Consider the following 14,957-nt stretch of genomic DNA (forward strand, 5'->3'; position numbering starts at 1 on the left):
GCGGCTCGTTGTCAGGGGCACGACGCACGATGGCCCCATGCCATCCGTCGCCGACGCGTTCCGCTCCCGCCTCAACGACACGTTCACCGGTGGCGCCACCGAGCGCCCCGCGTGGATCGACGAGCTCGAACAGGGCTCCGACGCCGGGTTCTTCGGGCCCGGCTCCGCCACGTGGGCCGTGCACGGCGGCCAGCAGACGGTCCTCGCCGGGGTCCGGGCGCTGCTCGTGCAGGCGCTGCACCCCGGCGCCCTCGCCGGCGTCGCCGACCACTCCCGCTACCGCGAGGACCCGTTCGGCCGACTCGCCGGCACCATCCGCTGGATCTACACGGTCTCGCACGGCGACACCGAGCAGGCCACGCACGCCAGCCAGTGGGTCCGGAAGCTGCACGAGCGCGTCCGCGGCGAGTACGTCGACGGGCACGGCGTCACGCGACCGTACGCCGCGAACGACCCCGACCTCGCCCGGTGGGTGCACCTCGCCTTCACCGACGCCTTCCTGCGGAGCGCGCAGCTCTGGGGCGGTCCGATCCCCGGCGGTCCGGACGCCTACGTGCGCGAGTGGGCGGTTGCCGGGCGGCTCATGGGCGTCGAGGACGCCCCCGAGTCCGACGCCGAGCTCCGCGCGCAGATGAACGGCTACCTGGACCGCGGGGAGCTCAAGGCCGACGCCCGCACGCACGAGGTCGTCCGCTTCATCAAGGACCCGCCGGTCGCCAAGCTGCTGCGCCCGGGCTACCGCGCGCTGTTCGACGGCGCCGTCACGTCGCTCGACCCCCGGCACCGTTCGATGCTCGGGCTGCGGACGCCGTCCGTCGGCCCGGTCACGTTCCCGGTGAAGACGACCGCGGGGCTCGTGCTCGGCGGCATCGGCGCGGTGCTCGGCCACCAGCCGGGGACGGAGCGCGCAGCGCTCGTGCGCATCGCGCGGCTGGAACGTGAGCAGGGGCGGGTGGCGGTCGACGGGCTGGACGCGACCGCCTGAGGGACGGGCGCGCCCCGCTCAGCGGTGACGCGCCAGCGTCACGCGGGGCGCGCCGACCGAGCCTGCGAGGGAGGACGGTGACAGCCGGCACCGCGCCTCCAGACCGTCCGGTGGTGCGTCAGAAACCGGACGGCACCCGGGGTGTGTACGCGGACCCGAGTCGCGCGACCTCGTCGTCCGAGAGCTCGAGCGAGGCGGCCGCGACCGCGTCGTCGATGTGGTGCTCCTTCGTCGCGCCCACGATCGGTGCGGACACCGCGTCCTTGCCCGCGACCCAAGCGAGGGCGATCTGGGCCATGCTGACGCCCCGCTCGGACGCGACCTGCTCGACCGCATCGACGATCGCGTGGTTCGCGTCCTCGTCCTGTCGGTAGAGGGTCTTGCCGAACTCGTCGGTGTCGCCGCGCGAACCGGAGCTCGCGCCGTCCCAGGGGCGGGTGACCTTGCCGCGGGCGAGCGGGCTCCACGGCAGCACACCGACGCCGGTGTGGGCGCAGTACGGGTGCATCTCGCGCTCCTCCTCGCGTTCGAGGAGGTTGTACTGGTCCTGCATGCTGACGAACCGCGTCCAACCGTGCAGGTCGGCGACGTGCTGCATCTCGGCGAACTGCCACGCCCACATGCTGCTCGCCCCGATGTACCGCGCCTTGCCCGCCTTGACGACGTCGTGCAGGGCCTCCATCGTCTCCTCGATCGGCGTGACCGGGTCGAAGCGGTGGATCTGGTACAGGTCGACGTAGTCCGTGCCGAGTCGGGTCAGCGAGGCGTCGATCTCGTGCATGATCGACGCGCGGGACAGGCCGGCACCGTTGCGGCCCGGGCGCATGCGGTTGAAGACCTTCGTGAGGACCTGGACGTCCTCGCGCGGGGCGAGCTCCTTGAGGAGCGTGCCGGTGATCTCCTCGCTGCTGCCCGCGGAGTACACGTTCGCCGTGTCGAAGGTGGTGATGCCCGCCTCGAACGCCCGACGGACGAAGGGCCTGGCGTCGTCGATGCCGACGCTCCAGGCGTGTGCACCGCTGTCCGGGTCGCCGTAGGACATCATCCCGAGGACGACGTCGCTGATCTCGAGTCCGCTGGCGCCGAGGCGCACCGTTCCGATCGTCATACCGCCACCCTGGCATCGCGGCCTGTGATCGCGAGCAGGCGGACCTGGAGCGGGGCATCGTCGCCGACCTCGACCGGGGCGGCGTAGAGGCCGGTGCCCGCGAGGCCCTCGACCTTGGGTTCGAAGTACTCCCACACGGCGCGCACGAGCTCGTCCGGGAGGGTCTCCTCGCTGCCGGTCGCCCGAGCGAGGTCCCACGTGTGGATCGTGATGTCGCTCGTCTGCTCGGTGAGGTACTCGGCAGCGGGGACGACGTCGGTGCTCAGGTGCACGGGCGTGTCAGCGGGCGCACTCCGCCACGCCTCGCTCGCCCGCGTGGCGAACTTCGCCCACTCGGTGACGAGGTCGTCGCCGATCGCCTCGAGGTCCGCCTCGGCCTGGGCGTAGTCGCACCCGGTGAGGAGGAGGGGGATCCAGCGCTGCTCATCGACGACGTGGGCGACGAGGTCGCGCGTGGTCCACTCGGAGTCGGGAGTGGGGGCGTCCCAGTCGGTGACGGCGGCGACGCGGCGGCCGAACTCGGCTGCCGCGAGGGCCTGCAGCGCGATCCAGTCGGTGGCCATGGTGGTGCTCCTGTTCGTGGGCGGGGCGGGTGGGGGTGGGGCGGGTGGTTCTGTGCGGTGGGGGCTGTGCGAGCGGGCGTTTCGTGCGCGGGTGCCTTGCGCGAGCGGGCGTTTCGTGCGCGGATCGCCTGGGTCATGGCGAACCAGGATCACGAGCGGGCGATTCCCGTACACTCGGGCGCTCTCAACCTACGCCCACGAGCGCACCTGTCGGAGGCTGGTGGCTCGGGCGTCACCGTGGATGCCGTGCTCTGGCGTGCACGGGGTTCGCGGGTGCGCGATCGGGCGGATTGCGTCCATCGATGAAGCGATCCCAGGCCGATTCCGCCCGCTCGCATCGCGTCCAGCTCGAGTCCGCGCCCTCGCCCCTGCGCGTTGCCCGCCAGCGAGTTGCGTCCGCTCGGGGTGCTCCGCTCGTGACGCCGGCGCCGTGGGCGAGCGGGCGGGATCGGCACGTAAGGGAGCGACGCCTCTCCCGATTCCGCCCGCTCGAGTCCGCGCCCGGCGTGCCGCGCGCAGGCAGTCCAGTGCTCTCGAGGTCCGGCCGGTCGACGAACGGGCGGAATCGGCACGCCGCCAGCCCTGCAACTTCCCATTCCGCCCGCTCGCGCACAGCCGAGCTGGCCCGCACCCCGCCCGCGGCGGCCCGCCCCGCACCCCTCACGCGCCCCACGCACGACGAACGGCCCGGCTCCGCGTGGGAGCCGGGCCGTTCGCCTCGGGTGGTGCAATGCTTCGTTCGGTGCCCTCAGGCGGCGGAAGCTCCCGCCGTCGTCAGGTCGAAGCCCGTGCGCAGGGGGACTCAGGCCGCCTGGAGCACGAACTGGACGTCGAGGTTGATCGTGACGTCGTTGCCGAGCGTGAAGCCACCGGCCTCGAGCGCGGCGTTCCAGTTCACGCCGAACTCGGTGCGGTCGATCTTCGTCGTCGCCTCGGCACCGAGCTTGACCTGGCCGTAGCCGTCGGTGGTGACGCCACCGAACTCGGTCTTGAGGGTGACGTTCTTGGTCACGCCGCGCAGCGAGAGCTCGCCGTCGATGAGCATGTCGTCGCCGTCCTCACGGATACCGGTCGACTTGAAGGTCATCTGCGGGTGCTCCTCGGTGAGGAAGAAGTCACCGGTGGCGAGGTGCTGGTCGCGCTGCGCCTGCTTGGTGTTGATGCTGGCGACGTCGATCGAGGCCTCGAGCGTCGTGTCGAGCGGGTTCTCGGCGGTGACGAGCGTGGCGTCGAAGCGCTCGAAGGAGCCCTTGACCTTGCTGATCGCGAGGTGGCGGACCGAGAAGGTGACCTCCGAGTGGGTCGGGTCGATCTTCCAGGTGCCGGTCTGGTAGCCGGGAATGGCGGAAGCGGTGAGCGTCATGGTGACTCCTTCGAAGCGTGTGGTCTGCGTTCCCGAGCAGGCGTCCGACGGAACCGAGTTCCATGCGCCTGCATCGAAGCTGATGCTAGCCCATTGTGCACCCGTTTGGTTGAAGCGTCAACCAATGTTCATCTCGGCGCGGTGAGACGACGTTGCAGACGGGGGTCGTGCCTCCCGGTCGTCCCCACCTCGAGCAGGCGACGGACCCGCGCGACGAAGTGTTCCACTGACCGGCCGACGTCATCGGCCGTCGCTCTGATCAGCCACCAGTCGACGTCCTTGAGGTGCTCGCCACGGGACAGGTCCTTCCGGAAGGTCGCTGGGTCTGTGCGGTGGAGGTCGCTCTCGTACTCGATCGCCAGCCGCGCCGCAGGGTAGGCCAGGTCGACGCATGCGACCCACCGCCCGTCGACGACGACGTCGTGGTTCCGCTCCGGCTCGGGGAGGCCTCGGCGAGTGAGTGCGAGCCGCAGACGAGTCTCGCCCGGCGACCGCGAGCCCGGCCGCACCTCGGCGAGCGCAGCTCGGGCCTTCCTGATCCCGCGCGCGCCCCGGTGCCGGCGCATCGCGGCCCGGAGGTCGTCGAGGTCGCACCACCCGAGCCAGCCGACGAGTGCGTCCCCGGCGACGACGAGTTCGTCGAGGGAGAGCATCCGGGCGAGCGCGACGAAGGTGTCCGCGGGTGAGGTCAGCGCCGCCGTGCCCGAGTACACGACACGGAGTCGTCCGGCACGACTGCGATGCCCGACGGTGCCGCGGACCCGGAGTGCCTGATCCGTGCCGATCGTCGTGACGTGGATGCGCCGGTCTTGCTCGAGTCGGCGCGGCAACGGAACCCCGAGCAGCACTGCCGCCGTGGTGTGGCTGAACACCTGGTCACGGCGGAGTCGGGGCAGGACGGCGCGCGCCAGGTCGTCGTGTGTCGCGGGCGCTTTCCAGCAACGGATGCCGTGGAAGGGCTTCAGCAGGGCGCGGGAGCGGAGTGCGCCGGCTGACACGCCTCGGCGCAGTGCTTCCCGCACGCGGAACGGACGGTCGCGCAGTGCGAAGGGGAGTGCCGGTGACGAGGTCATGGAGGGAGTCTCAGGAGGCGCCTCCCGCCGGTGGGGCAGGTCGGCTCCCCTTGTGGACGGGGGCGGGCGTTCGTCGCTTGTGCAGGAGGAGGGGCGGAAGGACTGAGCCGTGGACCCGCGGCGAGCGGGCGGAACCGGTACCGATCGGCAGGCGCGTGGTGCGGGTTCCGCCCGCTCGCGCGCCACACGCGCTCACCGAAGCACCCCCCCCCCCGCCCCACACGCCCGCGGCTGTCCACAGGTACTCGCACACCCCCTCACGAGAGCGCTCACTCCAGTAGCGTCGAGACCATGGAATTCAGGTACCTGGGCAACTCCGGACTCAAGATCTCCGAGATCACCTACGGCAACTGGCTGACGCACGGCTCGCAGGTCGAGAACGACGTCGCCACCCAGTGCGTGCGGGCAGCGCTCGAGGCCGGCATCACCACCTTCGACACTGCAGACACGTACGCCAACACCGCCGCCGAGACCGTCCTCGGCGAGGCGCTCAAGGGCGAGCGGCGGCAGTCGCTCGAGGTCTTCACGAAGGTCTACTGGCCGACCGGGCCGAAGGGGCACAATGACGTCGGCCTCTCCCGCAAGCACATCATGGAGTCGATCAACGGCTCGCTCGAGCGCCTCCAGACCGACTACGTCGACCTCTACCAGGCGCACCGCTACGACTATGAGACCCCCCTCGAGGAGACGATGCAGGCGTTCGCCGACGTCGTCCGTCAGGGCAAGGCGCTCTACATCGGCGTCAGCGAGTGGACCGCCGAGCAGATCCGCGCCGGTGCCGCCCTCGCGAAGGAGCTCGGCTTCCAGCTCATCTCGAACCAGCCGCAGTACTCGATGCTGTGGCGTGTGATCGAGGGCGAGGTCGTCCCTGCCTCGAAGCAGCTCGGGCTCAGCCAGATCGTCTGGTCGCCTATCGCCCAGGGCGTCCTCACGGGCAAGTACAAGCCCGGTCAGCCGCTGCCCGAGGGCTCCCGCGCCACGGACGAGAAGGGCGGCGCCGACATGATCAAGCGGTTCATGCGCGACGAGGTCCTCGAGGCCGTGCAGCGTCTGCAGCCCGTCGCCGACCAGGCCGGTCTCACGCTGGCGCAGTTGGCGATCGCGTGGACGCTCCAGAACGAGAACGTGGCGTCGGCGATCGTCGGTGCCTCGCGGCCCGAGCAGGTCACGGACAACGTGAAGGCCGCCGGCGTGAAGCTCGACTCGGACGCCCTCGCGGCGATCGACGAGGCGCTCGGGGACATTCCCGAGCGTGACGCGTCCAAGAGCGTCTCGCCGACCTCGCGCCCCGCCTGAGGACGGCGCGACGCGACGAGCGGGAAGCGCGACGCGGACGACAAGCAAGCGCGACGCGGACGAGCGCGACCCGGACGACCGGGAAGCGCGACGCACACCACCCGCGGACGTAGCGTGAGCGCTCGAGACGCGACGCCCTGACGGACGGAGGCGCGGTGCCAGCTGGCACCGCGCCTCCCGTCCGTCGTTGTGTCACGATCTGACGTGCCGTCCAGACGGACTGTCGATCCGCCCGCTGATCAGCCGAAATCGTGACCACTCGTCACCTGTGAACAGCAGGTGTCGAGGGCCTGGCAGCCTCCTGGCAACCCCTGTACCCCACCCAAACCACCCCCGAAGTGCCCCCGAAGAGGGGGCATGACCCGAACCAGTACCCCCGTTCTGGTGCCACCCAGCACCAGCCCGGTGCCGACCGTGCCACCCGGCACGTTCGCGCGCCTGCTGACCCTCATGCGGCAGCTCGCAGCCTTCGGCACCATCGGCGCGATCTGCTTCGTCATCGACCTGGCCGTCTACAACCTCCTGCGCGCGACCGTCATGACCGACGGTCCGATCGCCGCGAAGGTCGTGTCCGCCGTCGTCTCCACCGCGGTCGCCTGGCTGGCGAACCGCTCCATCACGTTCCGCGCCGAGCGTCGCTCCGGCCGCCGCGAGACCCTCCGCGAGGGGCTGCTCTTCGCCGCCACGAACGTGATCGGGCTCGGCATCGCCGCGCTCTGCCTCTTCGTCTCGCACTACGTCCTCGGTCTCACGTCCACCCTCGCCGACAACGTCGCCGGCAACGGGGTCGGTCTCGTCCTCGGCACAGCGTTCCGCTTTGCCGCGTACAAGGCCCTCGTCTTCCGTTCCACCGACGCTCACGCGAAGGAGCACGCCGCATGACCATCACCGCCACGCTGCTGACGGCCGCCGGGCCGCTGCTGCAGCCGAACGAGGGGACGGGCCCGGCAGGGACCGTCCCGAACCGCGGGACCACCGACGTCCCGACGGGAGGCTCGGGCCAAGCCCCACAGGTCGCCTGGACGCTGGGCGAGTGGATCGGCTACTCGGCCCTCATCGCCGTGTCCGTGCTGCTCACGGTCATCGCACTGACGACGCTCTGGTGGATGCTGCACGCGTGGCGTTCGCGGGACGCGCTGAAGTCGACGAGCTTCAGCCAGGAGCCCCGTCCGGCCGCGCACCGCTTCACGCTCCTCGTGCCCGGGCGGCACGAGCAGGACGTGATGGGGCAGACGCTCGACATGCTCGCCACGCAGGACCACCCCGACTTCGAGATCATCGCGATCGTCGGCGAGGACGACCCAGAGACGGACGCCGTCGTGCGTGCCGCCGCAGCGCGTCACCCCGAGTTGATCAAGGTGGTCGTCGACGACACGGCGCCGAAGAACAAGCCCAAGGCGATGAACCTCGCGCTGCAGTACGCGACGGGTGACATCGTCGGCGTGTTCGACGCAGAGGACGAGGTCTACCCGCACCTGCTCACCCTCGTCGACTCGCGCTTCCAGGAGACGGACGCCGACGTGGTGCAGGGCGGTGTGCAGCTGATGAACTTCAAGTCGAGCTGGTGGTCGCTCCGGAACGTCCTTGAGTACTACTTCTGGTTCCGCTCGCGCCTGCACTTCCACGCCGGGTCGAAGTTCATCCCGCTCGGCGGCAACACCGTCTTCGTGACGAAGGAACGCCTCGAGTGGTCGAACGGCTGGGACGCGCACTGCCTCGCCGAGGACTGCGAGCTCGGCGTGCGGCTGTCCGCCGACGGCGCGAAGGTCGTCGTGGCGTACAGCCCTGAGGCGGTCACCCGCGAGGAGACCCCGCCGACCTTCGCGTCCTTGCTCAAGCAGCGGACCCGCTGGAACCAGGGCTTCCTGCAGGTGCTCGGCAAGGGGGAGTGGAAGAAGCTGCCCTCGTTCCGCCAGCGCTTCTTCGCCCGCTACATGCTGACCATGCCGTTCATCCAGGCGGCGACCGGTCTGCTCATCCCGCTCAGCGTCCTGATGATCCTGTTCGTGAAGGTGCCGACCGCGATCGCCCTCGTCTCGTTCATCCCGGTGGCGCCCACGCTCATGCTGCTGGCCGTCGAGGTCGTCGGACTCAACGAGTTCGGCCGCATCTACAAGGAGAAGGTCCGCATCCGCGACTACGTGAAGCTCGTCCTCGGCCTCGTGCCGTACCAGGTGTTCCTCGCCGCAGCGGCGGTCCGTGCCGTCGTCCGCCACGTGAAGGGACAGAACGGATGGGAGAAGACCGAGCACACCGGTCAGCACCGCACGGCGCAGCCGGCCGAGGTCGTCGGGTTCGCTTCCGCGGTGAGCGCATCCGCGACCGCATCATCGGGAACCGAGCGTGAGCTCGCCGGCTCGACCGCGGGAGGTGCCCGATGACCGCCAGCATCACCCACACCACCGGTATCCCCGTCCGGGGCGCCGAGTCGCTCTCCGGCGTCCGCGGTTGGTTCCGCGTGCACGCCGCGAGCCTCGGCTGGCTGCTGCCCGTCCTCGCCGTCACCGTCATGGTGCAGGCGTGGAACATGGCGGGCACGCCGCAGCGCATCGACGACGAGGGCACGTACACGGCGCAGGCGTGGGCGATCACCCACCTCGGCGAGATCACCCACTACACGTACTGGTACGACCACCCGCCGCTGGGCTGGGTGCAGATCGCGGCCTACACCGGGCTGACCGGGGCGTTCGGGCGTTACCCGTTCGCCGTCGAGGCCGGCCGTGAGGCGATGGTCTTCTTCGCCGCCGTCTCGAGCATCCTGCTGTTCGTGCTCGCCCGCCGTCTCGGCGCCGGTCGTGCCACCGCAGCAGCGGCCGGTCTCGTGTTCGCCCTGTCGCCGCTGGCGCTGCAGTACCACCGCACCGTCTACATCGACAACGTCGCGACGCCGTGGCTCCTCGCCGCCTTCGTGCTCGTCCTCAGCCGTCGCCAGCAGCTCGCCGGGTTCGCCGGTTCCGCCGCCTGCCTCGGGATCGCCGTGCTCTCGAAGGAGACGTACCTCCTCGCATTGCCGTTCCTCATCTGGATCGCGGTGCGTCGCGCCGACAGGAGCACGCGCCGCTACACCCTGAGCGTCGCCGGGGCCGTCCTGATCGTGATCGGCGGCGGGTACCTGCTGCTCGCCGCGGTGAAGGGCGAGCTCCTGCCCGGAGCCGGCCGGGTCAGCCTGCTGCAGGGCATCACGTACCAGCTCGGGTCGCGTGCGGCCTCCGGCTCGGTGTTCGACGGTGGGAGCCTCGCCAACGAGGCCGCCTCGCAGTGGTGGGCGCTCGACCCGGTGTTCATCGTGCTCGGCTCGGTCGCCGCGGTCGTGGGGCTGTTCCTGCGACGGGTCCGGCCGATCGCCGCGATGCTCGTCTTCCTGCTCGCGATGATGTTCCGCCCGAACGGCTACCTGCCCGTGCCGTACGTCATCATGCTCGTCCCGTTCGCCGCGCTCCTCGTGGCGTACACGGCGGAGCGTGCGGTGCTCGCCCTCACCGGACGGACGCGCTCCCTCGCCCGCACCCGGGTCCGCGGTGCCGCTCGTCGGGGCCTCGGCGTCACCTGGGCCGCCGTCACCGCGGTCGCCCTCGTCGTCGCAGTCCCGCTCTGGGGCACCCAGCTGCGCGGGTTCCTGCTCGGGAACCTCGACCTGCCGATGCAGCAGGCCGAACAGTGGGTCGGCGACAACGTCCCGAAGTCCTCGCGGCTGCTCGTGGACGACGCCATGTGGGTCGACCTCGTGCAGGACGGCTTCGCCCGGAACAACGTCGTCTGGTACTACAAGCTCGACACCGACGCCGCCGTGCAGCGTCAGTCGCCGAACGGCTGGAAGGACTCGGACTTCGTCGTCACGACCGACTCCATGCGGACGGGAGGCAACTCCTCGCCCGACGTCCGCCAGGCGATCGAGAACTCGACGACCGTCGCCGCGTTCGGCACCGGGAACCAGCGGGTCGACGTGCGCCGGATCCACGCCGAGGGCACCACGGCCGCGGACTCCGCGATCACGAAGGCCACCGACCAGCGCAAGACCCTCGGGACCGAGCTCGCCGCGAACCCGGGGCTCCGTGCGGACGACGGCACGAAGTCGCAGTTCCGCGCCGGACAGGTCGACGCGCGGGCGATGCTGTCGCTCGGGCAGGTCCTCGCCGACCAGTCCGTCCGGGTCAGCCGGTTCACGCCGCTGGCCGGGGAGACCGGGCAGCCGTTCCGCCGGGTGGTCCTGCACACGGACACGACGACGGACGCGAAGCAGGTCGTGGCCACCCTCGGGGCGATGTCCTCCGGGTTCCGGGCCGCGTCGGTCGAGCGGGACGGGGAGCGGATCACGGTGACGTACTCCGCCGAGGACCCGACCAGCACGCCCCTGACGTCCTGACCCGGGCGGGCGCGGCGGGCGGGGCGGGCGGGCAACGTCCGCCCCGCCGCGAGCGGGAGCCGTCCGCCCCGGCGCGAGCGGGCGGAACCGGTTCGCCTCCGCCCCGTGGTCGGGCAGGATCCCCCCGCTCGCGTGGACGGATCGGCCCCCGCGGACACCCCACCCGGGAGGCGCGGCGCGAGCGGGCGGAACCGGTCCGCTTCCGCCTCGTGGCCGGGCAGGATCCGCCCGCTCGCGTGGACGGATCGGCCCCCGCGGACACGCCGCCCGGGAGGCGCGGCGCGAGCGGGCGGAACCGGTCCGCCTCCGCCTCGTGGCCGGGCAGGATCCGCCCGCTCGCGCAACCGGGACCGGGACCGGACACCCGCCCCAGCACCCGCCCCAGCACCCGCACCCACCCGCACCCGCACCCGCCCCAGCACGTACCCACCAGCACCAGCAGCACTCGACCCGAAGGAGCTCCACCATGACCGCACCACGTCGCACCCTCGCCGTCGGCGCCATCGCCGCCGCACTCGTCGCCGCGAGCGTCGGGCTCACCGCGCAGACCGCCTCCGCCGCCCCCGCCGACGAGGGCTGGCTCCGCGTCGGCCACCTCTCGCCCGACACGAAGGGCGTCGATGTCGAGCTCTCGAGCCTCGCCGGCGGCAAGAAGGTCTTCGAGCTCGACGACGTCACCTACGGCCAGGTCAGCCCGTACCAGGAGCTCCCGGTCGGCACGTACGTCCTGTCGATGCGCGCCGCCGGCCAGCCGGACTCGACGCCGGTGATCTCCACCGACGTCACGGTCGCCGAGGGCAACGCGAGCACGGTCGTCGCCTACGGCAAGAACAGCGACCTCAAGACCACCGCCTTCCGCGACGACCTCGCCCAGCCCGGTGACGGCAAGGCGAAGCTCCGCCTCGTGCAGGCCGCCACCACCGCGAAGCGCGTCGACGTCAGCACCTCCGAGGGCACCGCCGTCGCCGAGGACGCCGCCTTCGGCACCGCCACGAAGTACGCGACGGTCGCCGCCGGCAAGTGGACGCTCGACGTGTCGGGCAGCGGCCAGCGCGGTACCGCGAAGGTCGACCTGGCCGGCAACACCGTCTCGACGCTGTTCGTCCTGGACGACAGCAAGGGCGACCTCACGGTCGTGCCCGTCACGGACGCCGCAGCCACGGCGGCCACGCCGTCCGGCGGCGTCCAGACCGGCGGCGGCGGCGCCGCCAGCCCGCTGACGCAGGCCACCCACGAGCTCATCGCGGTGCTGCGCTCCGTCCTCCGCTGATCCGACCCCGACTGGAGGCGCGGATCACCGCAGCCGATCCGCTCGCGTGATCCGCGCCTCCAGACCGAACCGACGCTCCCACAGGAAGCAGGCCACCATGACCCGCAGGACCTGGATCCCCCTCACCGCCGTCGCGGCGGTGCTCGTCGCCCTCGTGGTCGCGCTCCTCGCGGTCCGCCCGTGGAACGGCGCCACGCCGCAGGCGGGGAGCCCGTCGACGCCGCGCACCTCGGCGGCTCCGGACGTGGACCGCTCGCCGGAACAGCTCCGCGAGGCCTTCCTCGACCGCTACGTGCGCGACGGCCGGGTGGTGCGGACCGACCAGGGCGGGGACACCGTGAGCGAGGGGCAGGCGTACGGCCTGCTGATCGCGTACGCGCAGGGCGACCAGGAGCGCTTCGGCGACATCTGGTCGTGGACGAAGCGGCACCTGCTCACCGACGACGACCTGCTCGCCTGGCGCTGGACGCCGGACGGGGGCGTCGCCGACGAGCAGTCGGCGAGCGACGCCGACCTCGACGCCGCGCGCGCCCTCGTGCTCGCCGGCAAGGAGTGGGGCGACGAGCGGTACACGGCCGCGGGGAAGCGCATGGCGGCTGCGATCCTCGAGCACGAGACCGCGACGACCGACCTCGGCACGATCCTCCTGCCCGGGCCGTGGGCGGACCGCGAGCCGTACCGGTACGACGCCTCCTACGCCTCGCCGGCCGCCTTCCGGGTGCTGGCGCAGGCGACCGGGGACGAGCGGTGGACGGCGCTCGACCAGGGCTCCCGCGCGGTCACCGCGGCCGTGCTCGAGAAGTCCGACCTGCCGAGCGACTGGTCCCAGGTGCACGCCGACGGATCGGTCGACCCGATGCCGACCTCGGCGAGCGACAGCCGCGTGCTGTACGGCTGGGACGCGATGCGGATGCCGCTCCGGTACGCCGAGGGCTGCTCGGCCGACGACCGCGCCCTGGCCGGCTCGATCGCACCGACGCTCCGGCGGAGCACGCAGCTCGCGGCGCAGCTCGACCTCGGCGGCACGGCCGTGACCGGTGACACGAGCGCCCTGGCCTACACGGCGCGGGCGGCGGCGGAGCAGGCGTCGGGGTCGTCCTCGGCGGCTGCGGCCGACCTGCGACGCGCGGACCGGACAGCGGCCACGACCCCGACCTACTACGGGGACGCGTGGGCGGCGCTCGGCGCGACGATGCTCACCTCCGACGTGCTCGGCGGGTGCGCGACGGCCGGGGGAGGCGCCTCGTGACCGGCGAGCGGGCGCGGCGTGCCGACGGGGCTGGCGGGGACGGCGGGGCCGGCGGGGCTGGTGGGGCTGGCGGCGCCGGCGGGGCCGGCGGGGCCGAGACTCGGGGTGGGCGACATTCCTCGGGATCGGCGCCGCGAGGGACGTCGCCGGGCGCGAGACTCGGGGCCGGCTCGGCGTCCGGCCGTCGCGGTCTCGTGGTCGGGGCCGTCGTCGCGGCGGTCGTGCTCGCCGCCGGGGTGACCGGGGTCGCGGTCGCCACGACCGGCAACGGCGACGCCGGCGGCGACCGGGCGGGATCGGCCGCGAGCCGCACGCCGACCCCCGACACGAGCGCCGGCACCGACGGCTCGGGGACCGCCGGGTTCCAGGACCCCGCGGCGCCCGAGGAAGCGTCCACCGCCACCCCGGTCTCGGTCGCGATCCCGGCGATCGGCGTCTCTTCGGGGCTCGAGGACCTGCACCGCGGCGCCGCCGGGGAGCTGGACCCGCCGAAGGACTGGGACAGCGCCGGCTGGTTCAGCGACGGCATCGTCCCCGGTCAGGTCGGCCCTGCCGTCATCGCTGGTCACGTCGACAGCCCGACGTCGGCCGCGGTGTTCTTCCGGCTCGACGAGCTCGTGTCCGGCGACCAGATCCGCGTCGGGATGTCCGACGGCACCACCCGCACCTTCACGGTGGACCGGTCGGAGCGTGCCGCCAAGTCAGCCTTCCCGACGAGCGACGTCTACGGCAGCGCCCCCACGCCGCAGCTGCGGCTCATCACCTGCGACGGCACGTTCGACACGGCGACCGGCCACTACACGGACAATCTGATCGTGTTCGCAGACCTCTCGTCGGACTGACGCAGCGCCGACCGATATCTTGACGACAAGCGCAAGGAGCACCATGAGCACGACCCTGGTCATCATCCCGACCTACGACGAGGCCGAGAACGTCCGCCCGATCGTCGAGCGGACCCTGGCCGCGACCGACGACACGGTGCACGTGCTCGTCGTCGACGACAACTCCCCGGACGGCACCGGCGACATCGCGGACGCGATCGCACGGGAGACCGACCGGGTCCACGTCATGCACCGCACCGTCAAGGACGGCCTCGGCGGCGCGTACCTCGCGGGCTTCGCCTGGGGTCTCGAGCACGGCTACGACAAGCTCGTGGAGATGGACGCGGACGGCTCGCACCACCCGGAGTACCTCCCGTGGATGCTCGAGCTGGCGGACACGAACGACCTCGTCCTCGGGTCCCGCTGGATCAAGGGCGGCGAGGTGGAGAACTGGCCGTGGTACCGCGAGATGCTCTCCCGCGGCGGCAACCTCTACACGCGCCTGGCCCTCGGCATCGACGTGCGCGACGCGACCGGCGGCTTCCGGGTGTTCACCTCCCGGGCGTTCGAGCGCATCGACCTCGCCGGTGTCGCCTCGAAGGGCTACTGCTTCCAGGTCGACCTGTGCTGGCGTGCCCTCGAGGCCGGGCTCCGGATCGTGGAGACGCCGATCACCTTCACCGAGCGCGAGTTCGGCGTCTCGAAGATGAGCGGCAACATCGTCCGCGAGAGCCTGACCCTCGTCACGAAGTGGGGCATCGACCGCCGCCTGCGCGAGGCCCGCTCCATCGTCAAGGACCACCGCCGGCTGCCCTCGGTGCGGGCGAACGCCCACGCCGTGGCCGACCACACGGCCTGATCCCGCG

At 71.9% G+C, this 14,957-nt stretch carries 13 protein-coding genes; 9 read left to right on the top strand and 4 right to left on the bottom strand.

Annotation, left to right across the window (positions count from 1 at the left end):
- Positions 1 to 37: 37 nt before the first annotated feature.
- A complete protein-coding gene (locus ACY3FI_RS04605) occupies positions 38 to 985 on the top strand; it encodes an oxygenase MpaB family protein (RefSeq protein WP_462549576.1) in 948 nt (315 codons plus the stop codon).
- 118 nt (positions 986 to 1,103) lie between these two features.
- Here ACY3FI_RS04605 and ACY3FI_RS04610 read toward each other — a convergent pair whose 3' ends face one another.
- From ACY3FI_RS04610 to ACY3FI_RS04625, 4 genes are all read right to left on the bottom strand, one after another.
- Positions 1,104 to 2,087: an aldo/keto reductase gene (locus ACY3FI_RS04610; protein ID WP_462550308.1), complete on the bottom strand. Its 984-nt coding sequence runs from the start codon at positions 2,085 to 2,087 to the stop codon at positions 1,104 to 1,106.
- Between the two features lie 2 nt (positions 2,088 to 2,089).
- On the bottom strand, positions 2,090 to 2,656 hold the full coding sequence (locus ACY3FI_RS04615) for a TIGR03086 family metal-binding protein (protein WP_462549577.1): 567 nt from the start codon (positions 2,654 to 2,656) through the stop codon (positions 2,090 to 2,092).
- An 802-nt stretch (positions 2,657 to 3,458) separates the two neighbouring features.
- Positions 3,459 to 4,019: a YceI family protein gene (locus ACY3FI_RS04620; protein WP_462549578.1), complete on the bottom strand. Its 561-nt coding sequence runs from the start codon at positions 4,017 to 4,019 to the stop codon at positions 3,459 to 3,461.
- A gap of 128 nt (positions 4,020 to 4,147) precedes the next feature.
- A complete protein-coding gene (locus tag ACY3FI_RS04625) occupies positions 4,148 to 5,092 on the bottom strand; it encodes a hypothetical protein (protein WP_462549579.1) in 945 nt (314 codons plus the stop codon).
- A gap of 291 nt (positions 5,093 to 5,383) precedes the next feature.
- On the opposite strand from ACY3FI_RS04625, the gene ACY3FI_RS04630 reads away from it, so the two are divergent.
- The 8 genes from ACY3FI_RS04630 to ACY3FI_RS04665 all read left to right on the top strand — a co-directional run bounded on the left by ACY3FI_RS04630 (position 5,384) and on the right by ACY3FI_RS04665 (position 14,950).
- The gene (locus ACY3FI_RS04630) at positions 5,384 to 6,388 is read left to right on the top strand and encodes an aldo/keto reductase family protein (protein ID WP_462549580.1); all 1,005 of its coding nucleotides are present in this window, start codon (positions 5,384 to 5,386) and stop codon (positions 6,386 to 6,388) included.
- Between the two features lie 384 nt (positions 6,389 to 6,772).
- Complete coding sequence (locus tag ACY3FI_RS04635) at positions 6,773 to 7,270, top strand: GtrA family protein (RefSeq protein WP_462549581.1); 498 nt, start codon at positions 6,773 to 6,775, stop codon at positions 7,268 to 7,270.
- Complete coding sequence (locus tag ACY3FI_RS04640; RefSeq protein WP_462549582.1) at positions 7,267 to 8,769, top strand: glycosyltransferase; 1,503 nt, start codon at positions 7,267 to 7,269, stop codon at positions 8,767 to 8,769. Before ACY3FI_RS04635 ends, ACY3FI_RS04640 begins: the two co-directional genes overlap by 4 nt.
- Entirely contained in the window at positions 8,766 to 10,751 is a 1,986-nt protein-coding gene (locus tag ACY3FI_RS04645; protein ID WP_462549583.1) for an ArnT family glycosyltransferase, read from the top strand. The genes ACY3FI_RS04640 and ACY3FI_RS04645 overlap by 4 nt, the downstream gene beginning before the upstream one ends.
- Positions 10,752 to 11,217: 466 nt before the next feature.
- The gene (locus tag ACY3FI_RS04650) at positions 11,218 to 12,021 is read left to right on the top strand and encodes a DUF4397 domain-containing protein (RefSeq protein WP_462549584.1); all 804 of its coding nucleotides are present in this window, start codon (positions 11,218 to 11,220) and stop codon (positions 12,019 to 12,021) included.
- A 97-nt stretch (positions 12,022 to 12,118) separates the two neighbouring features.
- Positions 12,119 to 13,270 (top strand): family 8 glycosyl hydrolase, encoded by a 1,152-nt coding sequence (locus ACY3FI_RS04655; RefSeq protein WP_462549585.1) that lies wholly within the window; start codon positions 12,119 to 12,121, stop codon positions 13,268 to 13,270.
- Between the two features lie 194 nt (positions 13,271 to 13,464).
- Positions 13,465 to 14,112 carry a class F sortase gene (locus tag ACY3FI_RS04660; RefSeq protein WP_462549587.1) on the top strand — a complete coding sequence of 216 codons (648 nt, stop codon included), beginning with the start codon at positions 13,465 to 13,467 and terminating at the stop codon, positions 14,110 to 14,112.
- 43 nt (positions 14,113 to 14,155) lie between these two features.
- Positions 14,156 to 14,950: a polyprenol monophosphomannose synthase gene (locus ACY3FI_RS04665; RefSeq protein ID WP_462549588.1), complete on the top strand. Its 795-nt coding sequence runs from the start codon at positions 14,156 to 14,158 to the stop codon at positions 14,948 to 14,950.
- Positions 14,951 to 14,957 lie beyond the last annotated feature (7 nt).

This window comes from Curtobacterium sp. RM9 (assembly GCF_054956955.1).

Coding starts and splice junctions, on each gene's coding strand:
- ACY3FI_RS04645 (WP_462549583.1), top strand. CDS start 8,766: ATGACCGCCAGCATCACCCACACCACCGGTATCCCCGTCCGGGGCGCC.
- ACY3FI_RS04615 (WP_462549577.1), bottom strand. CDS start 2,656: ATGGCCACCGACTGGATCGCGCTGCAGGCCCTCGCGGCAGCCGAGTTC.
- ACY3FI_RS04625 (WP_462549579.1), bottom strand. CDS start 5,092: ATGACCTCGTCACCGGCACTCCCCTTCGCACTGCGCGACCGTCCGTTC.
- ACY3FI_RS04640 (WP_462549582.1), top strand. CDS start 7,267: ATGACCATCACCGCCACGCTGCTGACGGCCGCCGGGCCGCTGCTGCAG.
- ACY3FI_RS04605 (WP_462549576.1), top strand. CDS start 38: ATGCCATCCGTCGCCGACGCGTTCCGCTCCCGCCTCAACGACACGTTC.
- ACY3FI_RS04620 (WP_462549578.1), bottom strand. CDS start 4,019: ATGACGCTCACCGCTTCCGCCATTCCCGGCTACCAGACCGGCACCTGG.
- ACY3FI_RS04655 (WP_462549585.1), top strand. CDS start 12,119: ATGACCCGCAGGACCTGGATCCCCCTCACCGCCGTCGCGGCGGTGCTC.
- ACY3FI_RS04650 (WP_462549584.1), top strand. CDS start 11,218: ATGACCGCACCACGTCGCACCCTCGCCGTCGGCGCCATCGCCGCCGCA.
- ACY3FI_RS04630 (WP_462549580.1), top strand. CDS start 5,384: ATGGAATTCAGGTACCTGGGCAACTCCGGACTCAAGATCTCCGAGATC.
- ACY3FI_RS04665 (WP_462549588.1), top strand. CDS start 14,156: ATGAGCACGACCCTGGTCATCATCCCGACCTACGACGAGGCCGAGAAC.